Origin of the sequence: Acinetobacter sp. AR_0276 (assembly GCF_003000705.1) — a bacterium.
Lineage (GTDB): Bacteria > Pseudomonadota > Gammaproteobacteria > Pseudomonadales > Moraxellaceae > Acinetobacter > Acinetobacter nosocomialis.
Genome location: NZ_PSQO01000004.1, coordinates 3,464,785 through 3,485,378, shown reverse-complemented (window position 1 = coordinate 3,485,378; position 20,594 = coordinate 3,464,785). Strand labels below are relative to the sequence as shown.

Below are 20,594 nucleotides of genomic sequence, written 5' to 3'. Positions count from 1 at the left end.
CTTAAGGCTGCAAAAATGAAGAATTCACATTGCCTTTATAATCGGCTTTAAGTTGATCGACTTTGCCCTGACCTTTTAAGAATTTCGCTGTATCAAAAATATTTTGTGCGAATTCACCATCTAACGTTTGTTTTTGCTGAGCATGGTCAAGGTAAATATTTCCACTTAATAAAAGCGGGATATCTTTTGAATCAGAACCTGTGAGCTGCGCAATTTTTTGCAAGTTATCGGTATCTTTAACGTAAGAAGCTGGGTCTTGGTTATATTTTTCGAGTTGCTCTAGTGTGGTTTTAACAAAAGCTTTTAAGAAGTCAGGATTTTTCTCTGCAAAATCTTTACGTACAACCCATAAGTCATAAGTTGGAGCACCCCATTCACCGACTTGTTTCGAGTCAGTTAAAACCGTACCAGATGCTTTGGCTTTACTTAAAGCAGGTTCCCAAACATATGCTGCATCAATATCACCACGTTCCCACGCCGCTGAAATTTCAGGTGGACGCAAGTTAATAATTTTTACTTTGTCTTCTGGAATGTTCCAATGTTTAAGTGCAGACAAAAGGCTGTAATGGGTTGTTGAAACAAAAGGTACAGCAATGGTTTTGCCAATTAAATCTTGAGGAGTTTTAATGCCTGATTTATTACTTACCACGAGTGCTTCAGACGCACCAAGTTTTGAAGTAATTAAGAATACTTCAATTGGTAAATCACGGCTTGCCGCAGCAGCAAGTGGGCTTGAACCAATATTACCAAGTACGACATCACCTGATGCCAGAGCGTTAACAACGTCTGAGCCTGCATCAAATTTTTTCCATTTAATATTACGTTGACTATTTTTTTCGTAGTCTCCGTTAGCCTGTGCAACTTTGCTTGGGTCAACCCCTGTTTGATAAGCAATCACGACAGGTTTGTTGTCACGAACTGAAGCACTTGTATTATTGTCTTTTTTATTTTGCCATACGATAAATGCAACTATTGCTACAACCACAATTGCCGTGATAATCAACGGTTTGGTCTTTGTGCTCATAATTTCATGATCTTTCAATAATATAAGCTCATGGTATGCAGCTGGCTTTATAATGAAAAATAAAAAAATATGAGTTGCTTATCTATTTTTGATAAATAACTTTTTCATATAAGTTTTTATCTTTTGGTAAAAAGCAAATATCAAGCAAACTTACAGATTAGCCATAAAATTAAAATACTTATATATCAATAATTAAAAAGGATATTCAAAAAACACATGATGAGAAAAACCTGACATACCTACTCTAATTATTTTATCCTACTCATTTCGTCATTTTTATTTTTTGCTTATCGCATCCAGAGTTTTGCATCTAATTAATTTTCATTCTTTTATATAAACTTAAGATTTTATTATCTTTTTATCTTAAAACTTCTGCAAATATTAAGATTTGGACAAATCTTTTTCTGGTTTATACATGACGCAAATTTAATTTTTATTTTTAAGAGGAGAAAAATTCTTTTGTTTAAACATTCTCAATTTTTGAAAAAAACATTAATTACAGCGTCTTTAATTACATTTAGCCTTTCAAGTCATGCGGCTCTCACCTTTGGTAATGCTGAAGAAGGTCAACTTAAAGTGAGTGGTACTGTTCGAGCTAAATATGTTTATGATTTTGACTCTGACCCCACTACCAGTAAATTTTCCTTTAATGACGCGGTATTATGGCTAGATTACAACTCCCCAAAATGGATTGGCCGCCTAGATTATCGGGTTTATGAATATTACGGGCGTTTAGGCGATGCCAATTGGCTTACCGATGCGTGGTTGGGTTATAAAATTAATGACAATAGTAAAATTATTGCTGGCTTAAACCCCGTTCCTTTTGGCTTGGGTCGCTTTTGGGGAAATACTTATTATTTAGGCATTGCCAATAGTGCTGGTTGGGAAGATGTACACAACCTTGGGGTGAAATATGATTTCAATGATGGAATCAATGAAGCACAACTCGCCTTTTATCCTACCGATGGTGGCACCTATAGAGGTAAAAGCAAAGACTCGAGTCGATTTAGTATCAACCCTGTCAATGCAGATGACTCAGTACCACAAGGTACCAATACCAAAGAAAAGAACTCCATTGTTGTTCGTGGTGCTCATACCTTTAAGAATGTATTAGGCCAAGAAAATTTCTCTACCCAACTGGGCGCCTCTGCATGGTATTCCACCATTGAAAATAAACGTTCAGGGCAAGATGGCGATCGCCAAGTCTATTCAGTTTTTAGCAATACCAATTATAACCAATGGAATTTACAGCTTTTGGCTGGTTATCAAGACATTGATAATGCCGACAATGAATATAAAGATCATCTGACTTTGGGCGGTTTCGATTATTCATTTAATTCGGCAACCAAAGGTCAGATTTATTCAGCCGAACTGAGCTATCTATTTCCTCAGCAGTTTGGACCAATTACTTCTGTTCGCCCGTATTTAAACTATAGTTCTTATCGAAAAGAGCAAGATGGCTTTAAAGATTCAACCCGTTTTATTCCCGGCATTGCCTTTAACTATCAAAAATTGACAGTACAAGCTGAGTTACTAATGGGTAAACATGATCCATATCTAGGAGACAGTGAAGGCCTTGCGGCTGGTGGAACTAATGATAAATGGAATAAAAAAGCATTTGTAATTTTTGCTTATTACTTCTAACTCGAAAAATAAAGGCCAACAGATGTTGGCCTTTGTTTTTATCTAGATATTTATTTTTACTCTAATCGATTACTGGTGAATTATTGAGAGGAAGTTCTGTTTTATCTTCATCTATAACATCGACATCTTGGGCGGTAGGCTCAAACTTAATCAGTAGCCCAATCACAATTAAAGGAATAAACGCAAAAATAGAAATAATCAGGTAAACATCAGTTTTATATCCCGCCATCCAGATTGGTAAAACAAACAAAGCAATTGCTTGAGCAACACCCGTTACTGCACGGTTAAAGCCAACACCAACACCACGAATCGAAGCTGGATAAGCCATAGTTGGATAAACCATCATTTGTGCACCTGGCCCAAAACCTTCAGCAAAAAGCCACAAACCGAGCATGCCAATTGCGGTGTAGAGTAAAAAGCTATTACCCGGTTCACCAATGAATGCTAAGGCAATGAGGGCTATAAACTGGAGTAAAAAGCCTGTAAGCAACACATGACGAGATTTAAATCTGCTAGCAACAAATACACCTAACAGCCCGCCCGTAAATGCAAACAGCAAATTGAGTCCGAGTGTTGTAGTAAGGGTCGTCAAGACATCTGTATGAAAGAATCGCGTTAAAATAGAAGGTAAAAAGAAGGCAATGGTCGTGTACTGAAATGCCACCGAAATATGAATCACAATGGCCACAATAGTTCTTGGCAAATAGGTTTTATTAAATAAAACCGCAAACCCCTCGCGCTTTTTCTTTTCAGCAGTTCTTTCTACTTTTTCAACTGTAGCGACTGCATTAATTGCATAGGAATCTTGTAGAACTTTAGCTGCATCTTTTAAATCGCCTTGATTTGCAAGCCAAATGGGTGATTCAGTTAAATATTTACCACGAATAAAAATAATGAGTAACGCTGGCACTGCTCCAAAAATTAAAGATGCTCGCCATAGCCAGTTGCTATGCTCAGGGGGTAAAAGAAAAAAAAGCGCCAGAACTAGACCAAAACAGACCGAAGAAGCGGCATACCACATTGGGCACCATGCAGCTAAACGCGCTGCCTTGTTGCTACTCCCGTTAAATTTGGAAAACTCAGATAAGTATGACATTGCCACCGGCAAATCAATACCAACACTAATTCCCATAATAAATCTGGCTAAAATCAAAACCCAGACATTCGGTGCAAAACCAGCAACAATTGCAGCAATGACAAAGAGCACCATGTCCGCCATAAAGACCCGATAACGGCCAATTTTATCTGTCAGCCAACCACCAATCAGGTTACCAACAATGGTTCCGCAGACAATTGCTGAAGCCACCACACCAGTCATGACAGGGCTTAAAGAAAACTCTGAGATAACTTGCTCAATACCAAAGGACAGCGTTGTTAAATCATAGGCATCAATAAACACCCCAATCAGCGCCAACCAAATAACTTTATTCGATTTACCCTTCCCTGCAAATTTTGAAATTAATTGTGAAACATCATCGGGAGATTTAATTTCATAACGATGGTTATGATCGAGTTCTTGTGTGCTCACTTAATAATTCCTAAACTTTAATAACAGGAACAAAATAATGATTATTCACATAATACAAAAACAAATTAATCTGATGTTTTAATCTAAATTATAGAATTATCTTTTCATTATTAACTCAGCAGTAAAACCGATATAAAAAGACAAAATAAAAGCTGGTATTTAACCAGCTATTTATTTAAAGAATTTCCAAAATATTAACTCGCCTCAGCAAGTTTCAGCTCTTTTAGATTACGATATTTTGCACCGCGGTGATTTTCAGGCAAATATGGCCCAGCACCAAATAATTTTTCTCTTAATGTTCCTTGTGCATACGAAGTTTGATATACCCCTCGTTTTTGCAACTCCGGAACAATAAACTCAACCACATCGGCAAAGGTTTGATGAGCCAAAATATAGGCAAGGTTAAAGCCATCGACATCTGTATCTTCAACCCATTGCTGTAGAGCATCCGAAACGGTTTCTCCCGAACCCACTAACACAGGCCCATTACCGCCTAAGCTGTTCCAGTTTGCAATTTCTTCAATGGTCCAAACACGTTCTGGATCTGCATTTACATAAGAATCTAATAAAGATTGAATGGCGTTGGTTTGAATATATTCAACTTTATCGGTGGGTTGATATGGTGAAAAATCAACACCCGACCAGCCAGATAGCAATGTTAAAGCGCCATCGTAGCTTCCATAGCTTTGATATTCTTTAAACTTAGCCTGTGCTTTTGCATCGGTTTCATCAGTGACAATCGACAAAAGTGCATAAATTTTAACTGAGTACGGGTCGCGGCCTTCTTGAGCCAATTTTTGGCGAATGCCCTGTACCACTTTTTTAGTGGCAATTTTAGACGGCGCCGCTATGAATACGCACTCGGCATTTTGACTGGCAAACTTCTGCCCGCGTGAAGATGCACCTGCTTGGTAAAGTACTGGTGTTCTTTGCGGTGATGGTTCACAAATATGGATGCCCGGTACAGTAAAGTATTTACCTTCGTGCTGAATTGGATGCACTTTTTTATGGTCAGCAAAGATACCGCTTTCACGGTCACGAAGTACCGAACCTTCTTCCCAAGAACCTTCCCAAAGTTTGTAAAGGACTTCTAAGTATTCATCAGCAATATCATAACGATTGTCATGATTGACCTGAGTTTTCAGGCCCAAGTTTTTCGAACCACTTTCCAAATAAGACGTCACGATATTCCAACCCACTCGCCCTTTGGTTAAATGGTCTAGCGTGCTAATACGCCTAGCAAAAGGATAAGGATGTTCAAAGGAAATAGAGGTAGTGACACCAAAACCCAAGTGCTTTGTGACTGCTGCCATCGCAGGCACGATCTGTAGCGGATCATTGACTGGAACTTGTACTGCACCGGTTAAGGCATGTTCAGCACTTTGATGATAAACGTCATAAATACCAAGCACATCTGCAATAAAAATACCGTCAAAAAAACCACGCTCAAGAATTTGTGCTAAATCTGTCCAATATTCTAAATCTTTATATTCAACAGATCGATCTTGAGGATGTCGCCATAATCCAGGAGATTGGTGGGCAATACAATTCATTTCAAAAGCATTAAAACTAATTTTCTTAGTCATAAAATATCAACCAGCATTTTATTTAATTTTTATACTAAAGCAATTTTTACATTTTCTTTATAATATATACCCCAAACAAAATATGATTTTATTCTAATAGATTTTTATAATTTAATTTTAATAATCAAAATAATATTAAGCCGCTAAAAGTAGCAGCTTAATATCTATATTATCAATTATTATTTAGTGACATTGCCTATTCGCCATTGATACGGTGGTAATGTACCGTTCACACTAAAATCACCAATAATTCGATTTTTAAATACTCTCGGGTTATGTGAAGATAAAGTTCGTACGTTACGCCAATACCGATCTAGACCTAAATCTTTGTCTGTTGCAGAAGCACCCAAAGCATCAAATAAAATTGTAGAGGCATTTAAAATTAGATCGGTAATGACCGTTTGGGACTGCGCACTTTCAAGCTCGGCAAGTGCATTTTGCTCTTCTTCAAATTGCTCATTATTTTGAAATGCAGCTAAGTAAGCACGCTGTAAGCTTTGTGCAACTTTTTCAACAATCGCTCCTGCACTATAAGCTGCGCCACGAATTTGTCCTACGACTTGTAAAATTTGGGGATCTTGTTTTACAAATTGAGCATTTGCATGCGTGTAGTTTCGGGTACGTTTTGCTACAGCTTGAGAAACATCATAGGTTGCAGCACGCCCTAGACCTGTAATGATTGCCAGTTGGACCAGTTGATAATAAGCCGCCGAATATTTAAAACGGTCATCGTCAGGTAAAATTTCAGCTTCATCGACCAATACATCATGGAAATATGCCGTACCACTTGCAGTGAGCTGCTGTCCAAAGCCATTCCAGTCATCGACAATTTCGACGCCTTCATCTTCACGGCGAACAACAACTGAGCCAGACTCTCCTTTTAAATCTGTTACCCCAACATCCACCCAGTCTGCATATAGGCTCCCTGTGGTGTAGTATTTTTTGCCTTTAACGCGAATTTTTCCGTCACTGTCTCGATATAAATGTGTTTCAAACTGATCGATTGACTCTTTGCCGCCTTCAGACCATGCACTACCGACAGTTTCCCCATTGGCAATTCGGCTCAGCCAACGCTGTTGAAACGCTTTATCTTTACTTACCAAGACATCCTCAGTAAAACCAAAATGCACACGTAAAGCTTGCGGTAAGTTTGAGTCGGCCTCTGCAAGTTCAATAAGCAATGCAAATAGTTCAGGAATAGTTGCATCAAAACCACCATGAGCTTTTGGAAGTCGTAACCGTGTAAAGCCAATATCTTTGAGCCACTGAAGTTGCTCATACGGCAAAATATGCTGCTGTTCACGGATTAAAGCCCCTTCTTTAATACGGGCAAACGTCGGTCTGAAGTTACTTGCCAATTCATCATAACGTGGTGACGGCCCCTCACCCCATACCCGCGAAATGATTGAAGCCTGGCTCAGTGCAGCGTGAGTTAATGAACCGAGATGATGCTCAAAATTTAAATTTGTCATGTAAGTAAAACCAATATTGCTTTGCTTTTACCATAAAATATTTATTTCACATGAAAACGATTATTTTTTTATAACAGTATTCAATCTTGATATAACACCAATTAAAAGCATGACAGCCCTAAGCGATCTCTTTCTTGGTAAGACTATGCTGACTTTGCAATAAGGTTTGCATATATTCTGAATAGACAGAAAGTTTTTCGAAAATATGCTCTGAATAAAACATATCATCGATTAAGTGCGTCATTTGACTAGTAGTAAAGGTATCGCATAGCCCGACCAGTGCTGCATTCATTTGCGCAAAATGAGCACATAACTGTACATATGCTTCATCTTTATTTTTAAATAATAATTTTCGCATATCCAACTGATCTACACCTTTTAGACCCTCATCTTTTACGACTTTTACCCAATGAATTTTTATTTTTAAGAACTGTTCAAGTTGCTTTAAAGCCTCTAAATCAAGCTCTAAATGGGTGATTAAAAAAACTGTAGAGATATCACTTCGGCACAATGCTTTGATTAATTTTAAATAAATAAAGTCAGCTTCTCCCATCTCTATTAATTCTAAATCAAGATATATTTTTAGGCTTTCTAAAACTTCATCTATCTTAAATACGACCTTCTTGTCTGCTTGATAGTATTTATTCAGAATAGTAAGCACAGGTGGTGTTGCAGGTGTTGTATAAATAGCAGCCTTGTTTAAGTTCGCAAAAATAAATGGCGAGAATAGATAAGCCAGACTACTTTGCTGTGGCTCAATATGCGACTGAATTAAATACACGATTTGAGTTTTAGAAAAATCCCTGAGTACTTTCGCTCTAAGTAGGGTTGCTTCAAGATTCACATAAGACTGTTCCAACTGATCTACTACCGAAGTGGAAATAGACTGATTTTTAATAATTTTATGAATGATATTCAGTTGAGACGTGATAAACATTTTTTAACATCCAAGCTATTTTAGAAGCGCTACACTTACACTTAGGTCTTTAAGAAACACGCAGCAACCGGACCCTACGCAAAACAACAATGGAAATAGAAAAGAAGAACATAATCATGTGCTTAAATAAAATCTAAAGCAGCGTTCACATTGAGTCTTGAAAGTTGGTTTAGGTCGACGGTAAATCCTGTTCATTTTTATTCTGAACTTTAGAGGACTGAATATATAGCTACAGATGATTGAAAAAAAACTATAGCACACCTTCGAAACCATACTGAACTGTTATAGTTTTATAAAAAATTTCTGTATCTACATATACAAATAGAGCGAGTGCATGATTAAGAAAACTTCTTAAGGTAGGTAGTTTTCATGAGACGATCTATTGCATATCGCCAGATATTTCATCAATGTTTCAATGCAACATGCATTTTTACAAATGCAACATCAAGCATAAACTTTGCTAACAGATTGAAAACAATCAATCGCCCTATTCTATTGAAATATCAAGCAATTATATTGCTTTACCCTGTTGGCATTTTACTTGCTAAGAACATTTATCACAGAAGTAAGTTTAATCGCCAGAGTACTTTTTTGCCTGAAAATAAGTATTTAACTCATTCAATCATCATCAGCTAGTTCACAGGGGGAAAGTTTATGAGCCTCGGTCTAACCGCTCTAGAATTAGCGCGAATACAATTTGCTTTCACAGTATCCTTCCATATTATTTTTCCGGCCACATCCATCGGACTTGCCTGCTTTTTGGCAGTTTTAGAGTGGAAATGGTTAAGAACGCAAAACCCAATTTATAAAGATCTATTTAAATACTGGATTAAGATCTTTGCTGTTGCGTTTGGTATGGGAGTGGTTTCCGGTGTCGTAATGAGCTATCAGTTTGGTACCAACTGGAGTGAATTTTCACGAGTAGCCGGAAGTATTACTGGTCCTTTACTTACCTATGAAGTGTTAAGTGCCTTCTTCTTAGAAGCAGGTTTCTTAGGCATTATGCTGTTTGGCTGGGGCCGTGTTGGTCCTAGAGCCCATTTCTTTGCAACGCTTATGGTTGCCATCGGAACATGTATTTCAATGTTCTGGATTTTATCGTCCAATAGCTGGATGCAAACACCGCAAGGTTTTGCCATCGAAAATGGCATTATTGTGCCAAAAGACTGGCTAGCTATTGTCTTCAACCCGTCCTTCCCTTACCGCTTTGCACATATGGGTGCTGCTGCCTTCTTGGTTTCATCTTTATTGGTGGTGGGAACATCTGCTTGGCACTTGGTAAAAGGTCGTCGTGATGAATTGGTTAAAAAATCATTCTCGATGGGTCTTTGGATGGTGCTTGTGACTTCTTGTTTACAAGTGGTGATTGGCGATAACCACGGTTTAAATACTCGTGAGCATCAGCCTGCCAAACTTGCTGCAATGGAAGGTCACTGGGAAACCAATCATAACGAGCCTATGCCGTTACTGTTATTTGCCATTCCAGATATGAAAGAAGAACGAAATCACTTTGAAGTGGGTGTTCCATATTTGGGTAGTTTAATTTTGACTCACAGTTTAGATGGGCAAGTGACTGGCTTAAAAGAATTCGCACCTGAAGATCGTCCAAACTCGACCATTATTTTCTGGAGTTTCCGAGTCATGGTGGGACTTGGCGTTCTTATGGTCACCTTGTCACTTATTGCTCTTTGGCTGCGTAAAAGTGGAAAACTCTATGAAACATCATGGTTTCATAAATTTGCTGTAGTGATGGGGCCTGCAGGTTATGTCGCAATGCTGGCTGGGTGGATTACTACCGAAGTAGGCCGTCAACCTTGGGTGGTATACGGCATTATGCGCACCAAAGATGGTTTATCGCATACTGTTTCGGCAGATCAGGTGGGTCTAAGTCTTTTTATTTTTGTTGTGGTTTACACCATCGTTTTCGGTAGTGGTATCTACTACACCTTAAAACTCATTAATAAAGGCCCTGTATTTATCGACACACCAAATATGGAAACAGGTGGCGTAGGTCACTTCAAAACACCGATGCGTCCACTTAGTGCAGTCGATGAAAATATTGACAGCAAACAAAACTCTGGGGAGAACCGTCATGATTGATCTTTCTTTAATATGGGTCGGTATTATCGGTTTAGGTGTTTTAATTTACGTGGTCATGGATGGCTTTGACTTAGGAATCGGGATTATGTTTCCCTTCATTAAGAATAGCCAAGAACGTGACGTGATGATGAATACCGTTGCTCCTGTCTGGGATGGCAATGAAACCTGGATGGTACTTGGGGGTGCTGGCTTGTATGCAGCCTTCCCACTGGTCTATTCAACGGTTTTATCTGCGCTCTACCTGCCTATTATTTTCATGGTGATTGCCTTGATTTTCCGTGGAGTTGCTTTTGAATTCCGTTTTAAAGCTCATCGAACCAAACATCTTTGGGACCTAGCTTTTATTTGGGGTTCGGTTTTAACAAGCTTCCTCCAAGGGATTATTTTAGGTGCCTATATTCAAGGCATTAAAACCGAAAACGGTATTTTTGCCGGTGGTCCTTTTGACTGGCTTACTGCATTCTCCATTTTCACAGGTATTGGTGTAGTTGCGATGTATGCCACTTTAGGCTGCGGTTGGCTCATTTTGAAAACTGAAAAAGGCTTGCAGCAACGTATGTATGAGCTTATGCCAAAGTTAATTATTGCGCTGCTCATTATCTTTGGTGCCGTTAGCTTATATACACCTTTAACACACCCTGAAATTGCAGATCGCTGGTTCTCTTTACCAAATCTGTTCTATTTTAGTCCTGTGCCTATTTTGGTCTTATTGTTTGTTGGCCTGATTTTATCAGCATGTAAAAAGCAGCAGGACCATAAACCATTTATATATACCTTGGCATTGGTCTTCCTTGCCTTTACTGGTTTTGTAATTAGCTTATGGCCAAATATCATTCCACCATCAGTTACGATTTGGCAGGCGGCAGCGCCTCATTCCAGCCAGATGTTTGCTTTAGTGGGTGCACTTATTCTGATTCCAATCATTATTACTTATACGGTTGTGTCTTACTGGGTATTCCGTGACAAAGTTCGTGTAGGTGATGAAGGTTATCATTAAGGTCCGGGGGTGTTATGAAAAAGTCGTCAGTTAAACTCAGTCAAACCCAATGGTTTATTCTGTTATGGCTTGGTGGTTTTTTAGCCTTAGCTGTGATTGCAGGTTTGTTTAAAGTGATATTGATTTATGCTGCCCCTTACTTAAAGTAAACCCATCCTTATAAAAAAATGCCGTTTGTAGATTCTACAAGCGGCATTTATTATGGGTTCAGTGCATCTTTTATTTTATTCTTTCGTGCAGCTCATACATGTATAAATCAGAACAACTCGCGCATAGCATTCGCCAACTTATTGAAAGTGGTACTTTAAGTGCACATGAGAAATTACCTTCATTAAGAGATCAGGTCCAACGTTCTGGGTTTAGCTTAATGACTGTGATGAATGCTTACCAAGAACTTGAATCACAAGGGCTGATCTATTCAAAGGAAAAGTCTGGCTACTTCGTTGCCGAGCAAATTGCACTAAAGCCACTCGAGCAATATTCAGTTGTTTCACTAAACTCTAAAATCGAAATTAACTCATTAGTTTTTAAATACCTTAAGTCAATTCAACATGAATCTGTCGTAGCTTTTGGTTCAGCTTTTCCAGATAGTCAGCTTTTAGCTGCTCCCAAACTTATTCAAATTATGGGACAACTTGCTCGGCAAAGACAAAGCTATGACCAGACAGCAAGCCTACCTCCCGGTAATTTAGCGTTAAGAAAACTGATTGCTCAACGCTACTGTATGCAAGGCATACAGACCGATCCAGATGACATTGTCATTACATCTGGAGGATTAGATGCACTCAATCTTTCTTTACAAGCAGTTGCTAAACCGGGTGACTATATTTTATTGCAACAAACCGTGTTTTACGGTGCTTGGCAGGCTGCTGAACGTTTAGGACTTAAGGTCATTACCATTCCCGAACATCCTCAATATGGTTTTGACTTAGAAGCTTTTGAGCAAGTTATTCAAACATATCCTATCAAGGTGTGTTGGCTCATGCTGAATACCCATAACCCGATTGGATTTACGGTCAGTGATGAGATTAAATATAAAATTGCCAAACTACTTCATGAACACCAGATTTACTTAATTGAAGATGATGTGTATGAAGAGCTTTATTATGGCGGGCAAAAACCACTTTCGATGAAGTATTTTGACCAACAAAATCTGGTACTGCACTGCTCTTCATTTTCTAAAACTTTAGGGGCAGGTTTTCGGGTAGGTTGGGTCTATGCGGGTAAATTTTCGGACCATATCCAACACTTGCAGCTCATGAGTACTATTTCAGTGAATGCACTCATCCAAAATGCCTTGGTTGAGTTCTTGTCTCATCATCATTATGAAAAGCATTTGCGCACACTTAGACTTTCACTTGAACGTTATAAAAAGCAGTTTTACCACTATTTGAAGCAACATCTGCCACCGAGTTGCGAGATTTATTATTATCCAAGCGGTTATTTTCTATGGGTTAAATTGCCTTATAAGCTTGATAGCATGCAAATTTATGAAGAACTCATCCAACGAGACATTGGCGTTGCCCCAAGCCCACTCTTTAGTGTTTTACCCGCACAGCAACATTATTTAAGAATCAATTGTTCATTTGAGTGGAACGAAAAAATTCAAGTTGCTTTAGATCAAGTCATCAAAACTATTCAACAAAGAGTTGAAGCAGGTTTATAAGAAGGTACGACGCCTTAATGAAATCGAGAGAATACAAACAACATCCCCTATGTAAATGGACTTATTTAGGGAAATTGGGGCTTCGACTGTTTTGTATCAAACTATCAGATGATAGAATATTAAGTCTGATAATTCAGCTGCAATTACTTGATAAAAAATAGTTTAGGCCAAAGAAATATTGTTATCTCTACCGCCAAGAACGCCTCAACATTTTCAAGCTGAGCTGTTGATACTTTCTTCCTATGTAAAAACGCAGCATCCAGACTCATCGATTAACACATATAATTAAAGGCTCTCATGCTTCAAAATACGATGCACCGCCAAGTTCTTATTTTGGCGAGTTCTCAGTCACTTTATCAAACCGTATCGATCATGGTCATGACGATTGGTGGTTTGGCTGGGGCAAATATTTCTAATACACCGATACTTGCAACTTTACCCATCGCATCTATGTTTTTGGGTACAGCCTTAATGATGTTCCCTGCATCAATGTTGATGGCACATGTAGGACGGCGTAAGGGTTTTCTTTTCGGCGCTTTTTTAGGTGTAATTGGCGGTATTATTGCCGCCATTGGTATCTTTTATAGTTCACTTACTCTCTTAGCCTTAGGCACGTTATGTGTCGGAGCCTACCAATCCTTTGCCCAGTTTTATCGTTTCGCTGCCAGTGAAGTAGCAGATGATGCATTCCGTTCACGTGCTATTTCTTGGGTTATGGCAGGTGGAATTGTTGCCGCACTGATTGGTCCGACTTTGGCGCGCTTTGGTGGCCCATTATTTCAACATTTAGAATATATCGGTTCATTTTTAATTATTAGTATCATTTCACTTGTGGCAATGGGCATTTTATCTAGCCTACATATTGCCAATACAGTTGAGCAAAAATCTAATTTTACTGCTGGTCGCCCATGGCAAAAGATTGTTTTTCAGCCTACCTATTTAGTTGCTTTGTTTGGTGCCGTAACAGGCTACGGCATCATGATTTTAGGTATGACCGCAACACCCATTGCTATGCGACATTCACACCATGAACTAGGCACGATTACAACTGTCATTCAGCTTCATGTGCTTGGTATGTTCCTACCTTCATTCTTTACTGGACATTTAATCGCCCGATTTGGTGTGCTTAAAATCATGTTTGCAGGTCTTTTATTATTTGCCTGCTATATCGGATTTGCTCTCTCCGGTATTCAGTTCGCATCGTTTGCAATCTCACTCATTTTATTAGGTGTGGGATGGAACTTTTTATTTATTGGTAGTACTTCTTTGCTTACCGGAACGTATACAGCGGCTGAAAAAGCCAAGGCCCAAGCCATTAACGACATGACTGTTTTTGTTGTCGGTTTAATCTGCTCTTTTAGCGCTGGTGCTTTACTTGATTTATTTGGCTGGGAAGCAATGAATATGGCTTTAATACCGTGGCTGGCAATTGCAGCATGCTCATTACTATGGTTAAGCAAAAGACGACCAAAAGCTTTAATTTAACTTTGTGTATCTGCTCTTATGTCCAGAAAATGATATTTTAAAAATTTGGCGTACTTTGATTAAACATTGTCGCCATTCGATTTGGGTAAATATCGTTCAAATTTCTATGATGTCTCTATCGAAAAGCAAGTTCCTTAAAACTTTAGTTGAGAGACAGAATATGAACACAGTTAAAGAAAAAATCGTTCTCATCACAGGCGCATCATCTGGTATGGGAAAAGCATTTACCAAAGCATTACTCAAAGAAGGTGCAACTGTTTATGCCGTTGCTCGTCGCGTTGATGCTATGCAAGAACTAAAAGCACTTGGTGCTCATACATTAAAAATGGATATTACCAATCAGGATGATATCGACCAAGTTGTGAAGACTATTGAAAAAGAAACCCATGGTGTTGATATTTTAGTTAACTGCGCAGGCTTTGGTATGTATGGTGCTATGGAAGATACCACCCTTGCCGATGCACGCTATCAATTTGAAGTGAATCTGTTTGGTATGGCCTATTTAACTCAAAAGGTTCTACCTAGTATGCGTAAAAAAATGCAGGGTAGAATTATCAATATTTCATCAATGGGCGGGAAAATTTATACACCACTTGGTAGTTGGTATCATGCGAGTAAACATGCTGTTGAAGGTTGGTCTGACTGTCTACGTTTAGAGTTAAAATCATTTAATATTGATGTTGTCGTCATTGAACCCGGTGCTATCGCAACTGAATTTGCAGATGTAATGGTCCAACCTATGCTGGAACGTTCAGGACAAAGTGCGTATAGCCATATGGCAGCCGCGGTTGCTAATGCAACACATACCTCTGTTGAAAAAGGTGAGCTTTCAAACGTGCAAGTTGTCGTTGATATGCTGATGAAAGCCGTCCATGCATCCTCACCTAAAACACGTTATGTGGGTGGCAAATATGCCAAACTGATGATATTTGTACGTAAATGGTTTGGTGACCGTGTGTTTGATCGTATGGTGATGTCAGTTATTAAATAAATTAAGTGCCCCTTATAAGTTTAATGTTGAGATGCTCAAATGAAATATGCTTCAAATTTTGCCCTAAATACCAACTGGAAATTATTACTGAATGACCTAGGCATAAATGTTGAAGATGCATTACGTTTGGCATCTCTACCGTTTGATTTATTCAACCGTAAAGATGCAAGCCTTACGCCTGTTCAATATTTCAATTTTTGGCACGCAATTGAACAACTTGCTGGAATAAATGACTTACCTTTAAAAATTGGTCAAATGATTACAGTTGAACTGTTTGACCCAGCGATTTTTGCTTGTATTTGTAGCCCTAACTTTAATATTGCGATACAGCGTCTATCTGAATTTAAAAGACTCGTTGGGCCAATGCAGTTACAAGTAGCAATTGATAACGACACCACAACGCTAGAACTCAAATTTTATAATGTATCTACGCCAACGCCACAAAGTCTTGCCATGTCAGAACTGGTCTTTTTTGCTCAATTAGCAAGAATATGTACAAGGCATCAGGTTATACCTTTGAAAGTTACACTGCCCGATTTACCTAATAATCTGGCAGAATACAAAACATTTTTTGGCGTACTTCCACAAAAAAGTGAACACATTTCGATTGTCTTTTCACGCCAAGATGCTGAACGTCCTTTTTTAACAGTCAACCCAACCATGTGGTCTTTTTTCGAGCCAAACTTGCAACGTAGTCTTATACAACTTGATGAAGATGCAACAGTTAGTGAAAAAGTTAAAGCAATACTTTTAGAAAACCTACCTGCTGGACTATGTACGATAGAAGATGTTGCTCAACGACTCGCGATGAGCAAACGTACACTACAACGGCTACTTTTAGAAGAGCGAACTAATTTTAAAACGCTTTTGGATGCGACACGTCAATCTCTTGCCCAACATTATTTAGAAAAATCATCAATGAGCACGGGTGAAATTTCATTTCTATTGGGCTTTCAAGAGCACAACTCATTCAGCCGAGCATTTAAAAACTGGACGGGTAATACTCCGCAAGAATATAGACTTATGCATTAATTCCTAACGCGGCTTGTTCAACATCCATTCCAGATTTTGGCGAACCGCAGGCCACTCATGTTTTAAAATGCTATAAACGTGAGTGTCCCGTAAAATATCATCTTTCACAATTTGATGGCTTCTTAGCACACCATCGAGCTTTGCACCTAAGCGTACAATCGCGGCTTGACTTTGAACATTTAAAGAAGATGTGCGTAACTCAACCGCAATACAGTTTAAAGTCTCAAATGCATGAGCTAACAGTAGTTTTTTACATTCAGTATTGACAGGTGTACGCTGTGCAGATTTGCGGTACCACGTCGAACCAATTTCGACACGGCGATGCGCTTCTTCAATATGCATTAAAGTTGTCATGCCCAGCGCTCGTCCCGTTTTTCGGTCTTCAATATAAAAAGGCAACATAGAACCAGATTTTTGTAAACCAAGACGTCTTTCAATTTCAGCAGTCATCTGTTCAGGTCTTGACACACGGGTATACCAAAGATTATAGAGTTCCCCATCGCAAACGGCCTCTGCCAGTGATTCAGCTTGAGTGACATCTAGCGGCTTTAAAATAACGTGTTCGCCTACCAACTCAACAGGTGTAATCCAAGCCATCTTTATCTCCTCCATTAATATTAAGCTTTTATATTTCCAAAGTTATTTATTTAAATCAGCCACACTATACATAGCGTCTGCTATGGTTTGATGACCAGATTTTGATAGGCCATCTGCCGCACCTAAAATGTCTCGACGTTCTTTGTTTTGCCCCAATTTTAATTGGCCTTGCAGCTTAGTAATTTCAATTTCTATTCCCACAATCGCCTTTAACATCGGTTCAAGATAGTCCTTTGGTGCATCTGACATTTTCCAGGGTTCAGGTTGAGAAGCTTCATGGCTACGGGTTAAACGAGCCACCACACCGCGAACATAACGTTCATCATCGTGAACTGTTACTTTGCCATGAGCATGCACAACCCTATAATTCCACGTCGGCACTTGTCTGTGCTGTTCATGTTTGGATGGGTACCAGTTTGGTGAAATATAAGCATCACCGGCTTGGAACACGACCAACACCTCATCTCCATTTTTAATGTTATGCCAGACAGGATTCACTCGAGACACATGCGCATGTAGAGCGCCAAACTTCCCTTCATTTTTCTGAAGTTCAAAAGGAAGATGATTTGCATCTAATCCATTACTTCCATGCGTAAAAAGCACACCAAACGGATATTCTGTAATAAGAGAATGCAATACATCCAAACGGTTTTCTGCATAATCATCGGGGATATACATGGCTCAAAACCTCACTGTAAATCTCAGGGTTATTTATATTTTGTGTTGTAAATTTTCTGGTTTATGTGGTTTATTAAAAAGAACCACTTTGTATTTTTTTAAGTAGACCAGAATTATGGCAAGAATGGCAAAAGTTGTTGAACTTCCGTCGATTGCAAAGATTGATAAAAGCAAAGGAAAGATAAGTGCTCAACTGACCCAAGCCTTGCGTGAAGCTGTACAAAGTGGTGATTTACAACCCGGCGACCCTTTACCATCCTCGCGTGAGCTGGCTCAAACACTTGAAGTCGCTCGCGGAACCGTTATTGAAGCTTATGATCAACTTCTCGCTGAAGGTGTTTTTTCTTCACAAGCCCGAACTGGCACTTATGTATCTCATGCTTTAACTAAAAAAACTGTATTGGAATCTTCCCAGAAAGAAACAATTTCTAGCTCAATCCCTTTAACCAAATCAGCTCTTTGTTATGCCGAGGTACTCAAAGAGTTTAAACCCCTTCCTCATGCCCCTTTTGCAGTGTCTGTTCCGATTGCTCGTACTCAACCGAGTGATATTTGGCGTAAGTTTGGTAATAAATTTAGATCTCGGGGTGCTGGTGCTCCATCAGGTTATGGTGAACCTCAAGGGGTATTATCATTAAGAATCGCTATAGCAGATTATGTACGTCGATCCCGCTCTGTACACTGTGAACCTGAACAAATCGTGATTACACCTGGTATTCAACAGGCACTTTATATTTGCAGCCAGATTTTATTTGAAGCGAAAGATGAAGTCTGGATAGAAGATCCAGCTTATCGTGGTACTACAGCCATTTTTGAACATGCCGTAAAAAATATCCGTACGGTGCGTGTTCCTGTCGATGAAGAAGGTATTCAAGTTGAAATTGGGATTAAACTTTCAAAACATGCGCGTGCTGCTTTTGTGACACCATCTCACCAATATCCACTTGGCATGCCAATGAGTCTAGCAAGACGCACGGCTTTATTGGCTTGGGCAAAACAGCAAAATGCATGGATCATTGAAGATGACTATGACAGTGAACTTCGTTATAACGGTCAGCCCTTTCCATCTTTACAAGGTATGGCACCCAACCAAGTCATTTATCTTGGAACTTTCAGCAAAGTCTTATTTCCATCGCTTAGGCTTGGCTATGCCGTATTGCCTAAAGAACTGGTGGCACCTTTTTGTGGGCTAAGAGTATTAATTGATAGACACCCACCTGCTGCTGACCAACATGTTTTAGCTGCTTTTATTCAAGAGGGTTATTTGGAACGACATATTCGACGTACTCGACATGTTTATGCGGAAGTTCGGCAATACATTATTGGCTTGATTGAAAAACATATACCTCAAGAACTGGCTTGGTTACAGCCGGGTGATCAAGGCATGCATATGGTGTTATGGCTTGCTCATCATATTAATGATATTGACGTTGCAAGCTCGGCAGTCGATGCAGGTATTGCCGTTAAAGCAATTTCACCAACATTTTCAAAAGAGCAACAACGTCCGGGTTTAATTGTTGGCTTAGGTGATTTTGAACCCGAACAGATGCAACAAGCCATTAAAAAACTATCAAAAATTATTCAACAACATGGCAAACCGTCTTAATCCAAGCTTACAACATCAACCATAGATGAATCGCAAATGGCCCAATCAGCACCATTAAAATACCAGCGATGACCATAGTTAAACTGGCAATTACACCTTCTTCACTATTTCTTTGCTGTGCTCTGACTGTACCAAAACCATGCGCTGCATTACCAAAGGCAGCTCCATTTGCTACATTAGAACGGATTTTAGTAATCGCTAAAATCGCATCGCCGCAAATCATACCAACCAAACCGGTAATAACGGTAAATAGTGAAACCAATGCTGCCGAACCATGAATATCTTCCGCTAGAATCATGGCAAATGGTGTTGAAATAGAACGTGCCATCAAACTGTTGGTCACTTCAGGGCTAAAATGGAACCACTGTGCCATCTCATAGGCAGACATCACACCTACACTCATACCCACAATAATCGCAATCGAAAGAACCCCAAGGTTTTTACGAATTGTTTCCCGATAGCGATAAATTGGTACAGCAAAAGCAACCGTTGCTGGTCCTAACAAATTAACAATCCACTGCGTATCTTCTGCATAAGTTTGATATGAAATTCCAAAAATCGTCATCAAAATAATGGTGAGTACAGGCACACTAATTGCGGGTGATAACCAAAGTTTTGGATTTTTCTGATAGATTCGCTTTGCCACCACATAGGCAACCAAAGTCCAGATGAGACAAAGAATTGACCAAATATTCATGTCGTTTTGCTCTCTAGATATGCTTATGTTGAAGACGTTTTCGAGCTTGTAAATAAGCTTTTAAACGATTGTAATAGTGAATAGTCAGCGAAGTACTTAGCATGACTAAAATAGTCCCAATGGCAATACTCAAGACAATTTGCCATCCTTCGGTCATAAACAGGGTTTTATACTGGACAACGGCGACTACTACAGGGACAAAGAACAGTAATAGCTCACCTAAAACCACAGTTGCTCCCATTGCCACCTGATCCATTTTGATAATTTTAAAGAACAGACATAAAAGCAATAAAAACATACCTAAAATACCCGCCGAGACAGGGACGCCGAGTTTTTGATGTAAGAGATATCCGACCCACCAAAATCCAGCCAAAATCAAAATTTGTTTAACTAAAACTAAAAGTGATGGTTGTGAGGGTGTTCCAGAAGCAGATTCAGTACTCATTTTTTGAAATTAAATGGTTAACTACATCATTATGCTATCTTGGTTAAACCAGCCAAATATGAATTATTCATGTTAATATTATTCTAAAATGGAATAATCTATTCTTTAT

The 20,594-nt window shown here is 39.0% G+C and carries 18 protein-coding genes; 9 read left to right on the top strand and 9 right to left on the bottom strand.

Going from position 1 to position 20,594, the window contains the following annotated elements; all coding sequences use genetic code 11:
• Position 1: 1 nt before the first annotated feature.
• Positions 2–1,042 (bottom strand): taurine ABC transporter substrate-binding protein, encoded by a 1,041-nt coding sequence (gene tauA / locus CSB87_RS17625; protein WP_006580984.1) that lies wholly within the window; start codon positions 1,040–1,042, stop codon positions 2–4.
• A 441-nt stretch (positions 1,043–1,483) separates the two neighbouring features.
• On the opposite strand from tauA, the gene CSB87_RS17620 reads away from it, so the two are divergent.
• Complete coding sequence (locus CSB87_RS17620) at positions 1,484–2,668, top strand: hypothetical protein (protein WP_004887613.1); 1,185 nt, start codon at positions 1,484–1,486, stop codon at positions 2,666–2,668.
• 61 nt (positions 2,669–2,729) lie between these two features.
• On the opposite strand, the gene CSB87_RS17615 is transcribed toward CSB87_RS17620, so the two are convergent.
• The 4 genes from CSB87_RS17615 to CSB87_RS17600 all read right to left on the bottom strand — a co-directional run bounded on the left by CSB87_RS17615 (position 2,730) and on the right by CSB87_RS17600 (position 8,191).
• Positions 2,730–4,196, bottom strand: coding sequence for an MFS transporter (locus CSB87_RS17615; RefSeq protein WP_031952496.1), 1,467 nt, complete (start codon positions 4,194–4,196; stop codon positions 2,730–2,732).
• A gap of 194 nt (positions 4,197–4,390) precedes the next feature.
• The gene (locus CSB87_RS17610; protein WP_004887616.1) at positions 4,391–5,782 is read right to left on the bottom strand and encodes an LLM class flavin-dependent oxidoreductase; all 1,392 of its coding nucleotides are present in this window, start codon (positions 5,780–5,782) and stop codon (positions 4,391–4,393) included.
• 179 nt (positions 5,783–5,961) lie between these two features.
• A complete protein-coding gene (locus CSB87_RS17605; RefSeq protein WP_004887618.1) occupies positions 5,962–7,254 on the bottom strand; it encodes an acyl-CoA dehydrogenase family protein in 1,293 nt (430 codons plus the stop codon).
• Positions 7,255–7,372: 118 nt separating this feature from the next.
• A complete protein-coding gene (locus tag CSB87_RS17600; protein WP_004887619.1) occupies positions 7,373–8,191 on the bottom strand; it encodes a hypothetical protein in 819 nt (272 codons plus the stop codon).
• Positions 8,192–8,845: 654 nt separating this feature from the next.
• On the opposite strand from CSB87_RS17600, the gene CSB87_RS17590 reads away from it, so the two are divergent.
• The 7 genes from CSB87_RS17590 (at position 8,846) to CSB87_RS17560 (ending at position 16,462) form a co-directional block, all read left to right on the top strand.
• Complete coding sequence (locus CSB87_RS17590; protein WP_004709299.1) at positions 8,846–10,291, top strand: cytochrome ubiquinol oxidase subunit I; 1,446 nt, start codon at positions 8,846–8,848, stop codon at positions 10,289–10,291.
• Complete coding sequence (gene cydB / locus CSB87_RS17585; RefSeq protein WP_002049414.1) at positions 10,284–11,288, top strand: cytochrome d ubiquinol oxidase subunit II; 1,005 nt, start codon at positions 10,284–10,286, stop codon at positions 11,286–11,288. The genes CSB87_RS17590 and cydB overlap by 8 nt, the downstream gene beginning before the upstream one ends.
• Positions 11,289–11,302: 14 nt before the next feature.
• Positions 11,303–11,437 (top strand): hypothetical protein, encoded by a 135-nt coding sequence (locus tag CSB87_RS17580; RefSeq protein WP_000749814.1) that lies wholly within the window; start codon positions 11,303–11,305, stop codon positions 11,435–11,437.
• A 98-nt stretch (positions 11,438–11,535) separates the two neighbouring features.
• Positions 11,536–12,954, top strand: a complete 1,419-nt coding sequence (locus CSB87_RS17575) for a PLP-dependent aminotransferase family protein (RefSeq protein ID WP_004887624.1) — start codon at positions 11,536–11,538, stop codon at positions 12,952–12,954.
• Positions 12,955–13,251: 297 nt separating this feature from the next.
• Complete coding sequence (locus CSB87_RS17570; RefSeq protein ID WP_004887625.1) at positions 13,252–14,439, top strand: MFS transporter; 1,188 nt, start codon at positions 13,252–13,254, stop codon at positions 14,437–14,439.
• A gap of 160 nt (positions 14,440–14,599) precedes the next feature.
• Entirely contained in the window at positions 14,600–15,430 is an 831-nt protein-coding gene (locus CSB87_RS17565) for an oxidoreductase (protein WP_004887626.1), read from the top strand.
• Positions 15,431–15,469: 39 nt separating this feature from the next.
• A complete protein-coding gene (locus tag CSB87_RS17560) occupies positions 15,470–16,462 on the top strand; it encodes an AraC family transcriptional regulator (RefSeq protein WP_004887627.1) in 993 nt (330 codons plus the stop codon).
• Between the two features lie 3 nt (positions 16,463–16,465).
• On the opposite strand, the gene CSB87_RS17555 is transcribed toward CSB87_RS17560, so the two are convergent.
• Positions 16,466–17,059 carry a GNAT family N-acetyltransferase gene (locus tag CSB87_RS17555; RefSeq protein WP_004887628.1) on the bottom strand — a complete coding sequence of 198 codons (594 nt, stop codon included), beginning with the start codon at positions 17,057–17,059 and terminating at the stop codon, positions 16,466–16,468.
• 42 nt (positions 17,060–17,101) lie between these two features.
• A complete protein-coding gene (locus tag CSB87_RS17550; protein ID WP_004887629.1) occupies positions 17,102–17,737 on the bottom strand; it encodes an FMN-binding negative transcriptional regulator in 636 nt (211 codons plus the stop codon).
• A 115-nt stretch (positions 17,738–17,852) separates the two neighbouring features.
• Here CSB87_RS17550 and CSB87_RS17545 point away from each other — a divergent pair, with 115 nt between their 5' ends.
• The gene (locus CSB87_RS17545) at positions 17,853–19,343 is read left to right on the top strand and encodes a PLP-dependent aminotransferase family protein (protein WP_004887630.1); all 1,491 of its coding nucleotides are present in this window, start codon (positions 17,853–17,855) and stop codon (positions 19,341–19,343) included.
• Positions 19,344–19,350: 7 nt separating this feature from the next.
• On the opposite strand, the gene CSB87_RS17540 is transcribed toward CSB87_RS17545, so the two are convergent.
• Together CSB87_RS17540 and CSB87_RS17535 are read right to left on the bottom strand one after the other, a co-directional pair.
• The gene (locus CSB87_RS17540) at positions 19,351–20,040 is read right to left on the bottom strand and encodes an LrgB family protein (RefSeq protein ID WP_004887631.1); all 690 of its coding nucleotides are present in this window, start codon (positions 20,038–20,040) and stop codon (positions 19,351–19,353) included.
• Between the two features lie 13 nt (positions 20,041–20,053).
• Positions 20,054–20,485 (bottom strand): CidA/LrgA family protein, encoded by a 432-nt coding sequence (locus CSB87_RS17535; protein WP_004709330.1) that lies wholly within the window; start codon positions 20,483–20,485, stop codon positions 20,054–20,056.
• Positions 20,486–20,594 lie beyond the last annotated feature (109 nt).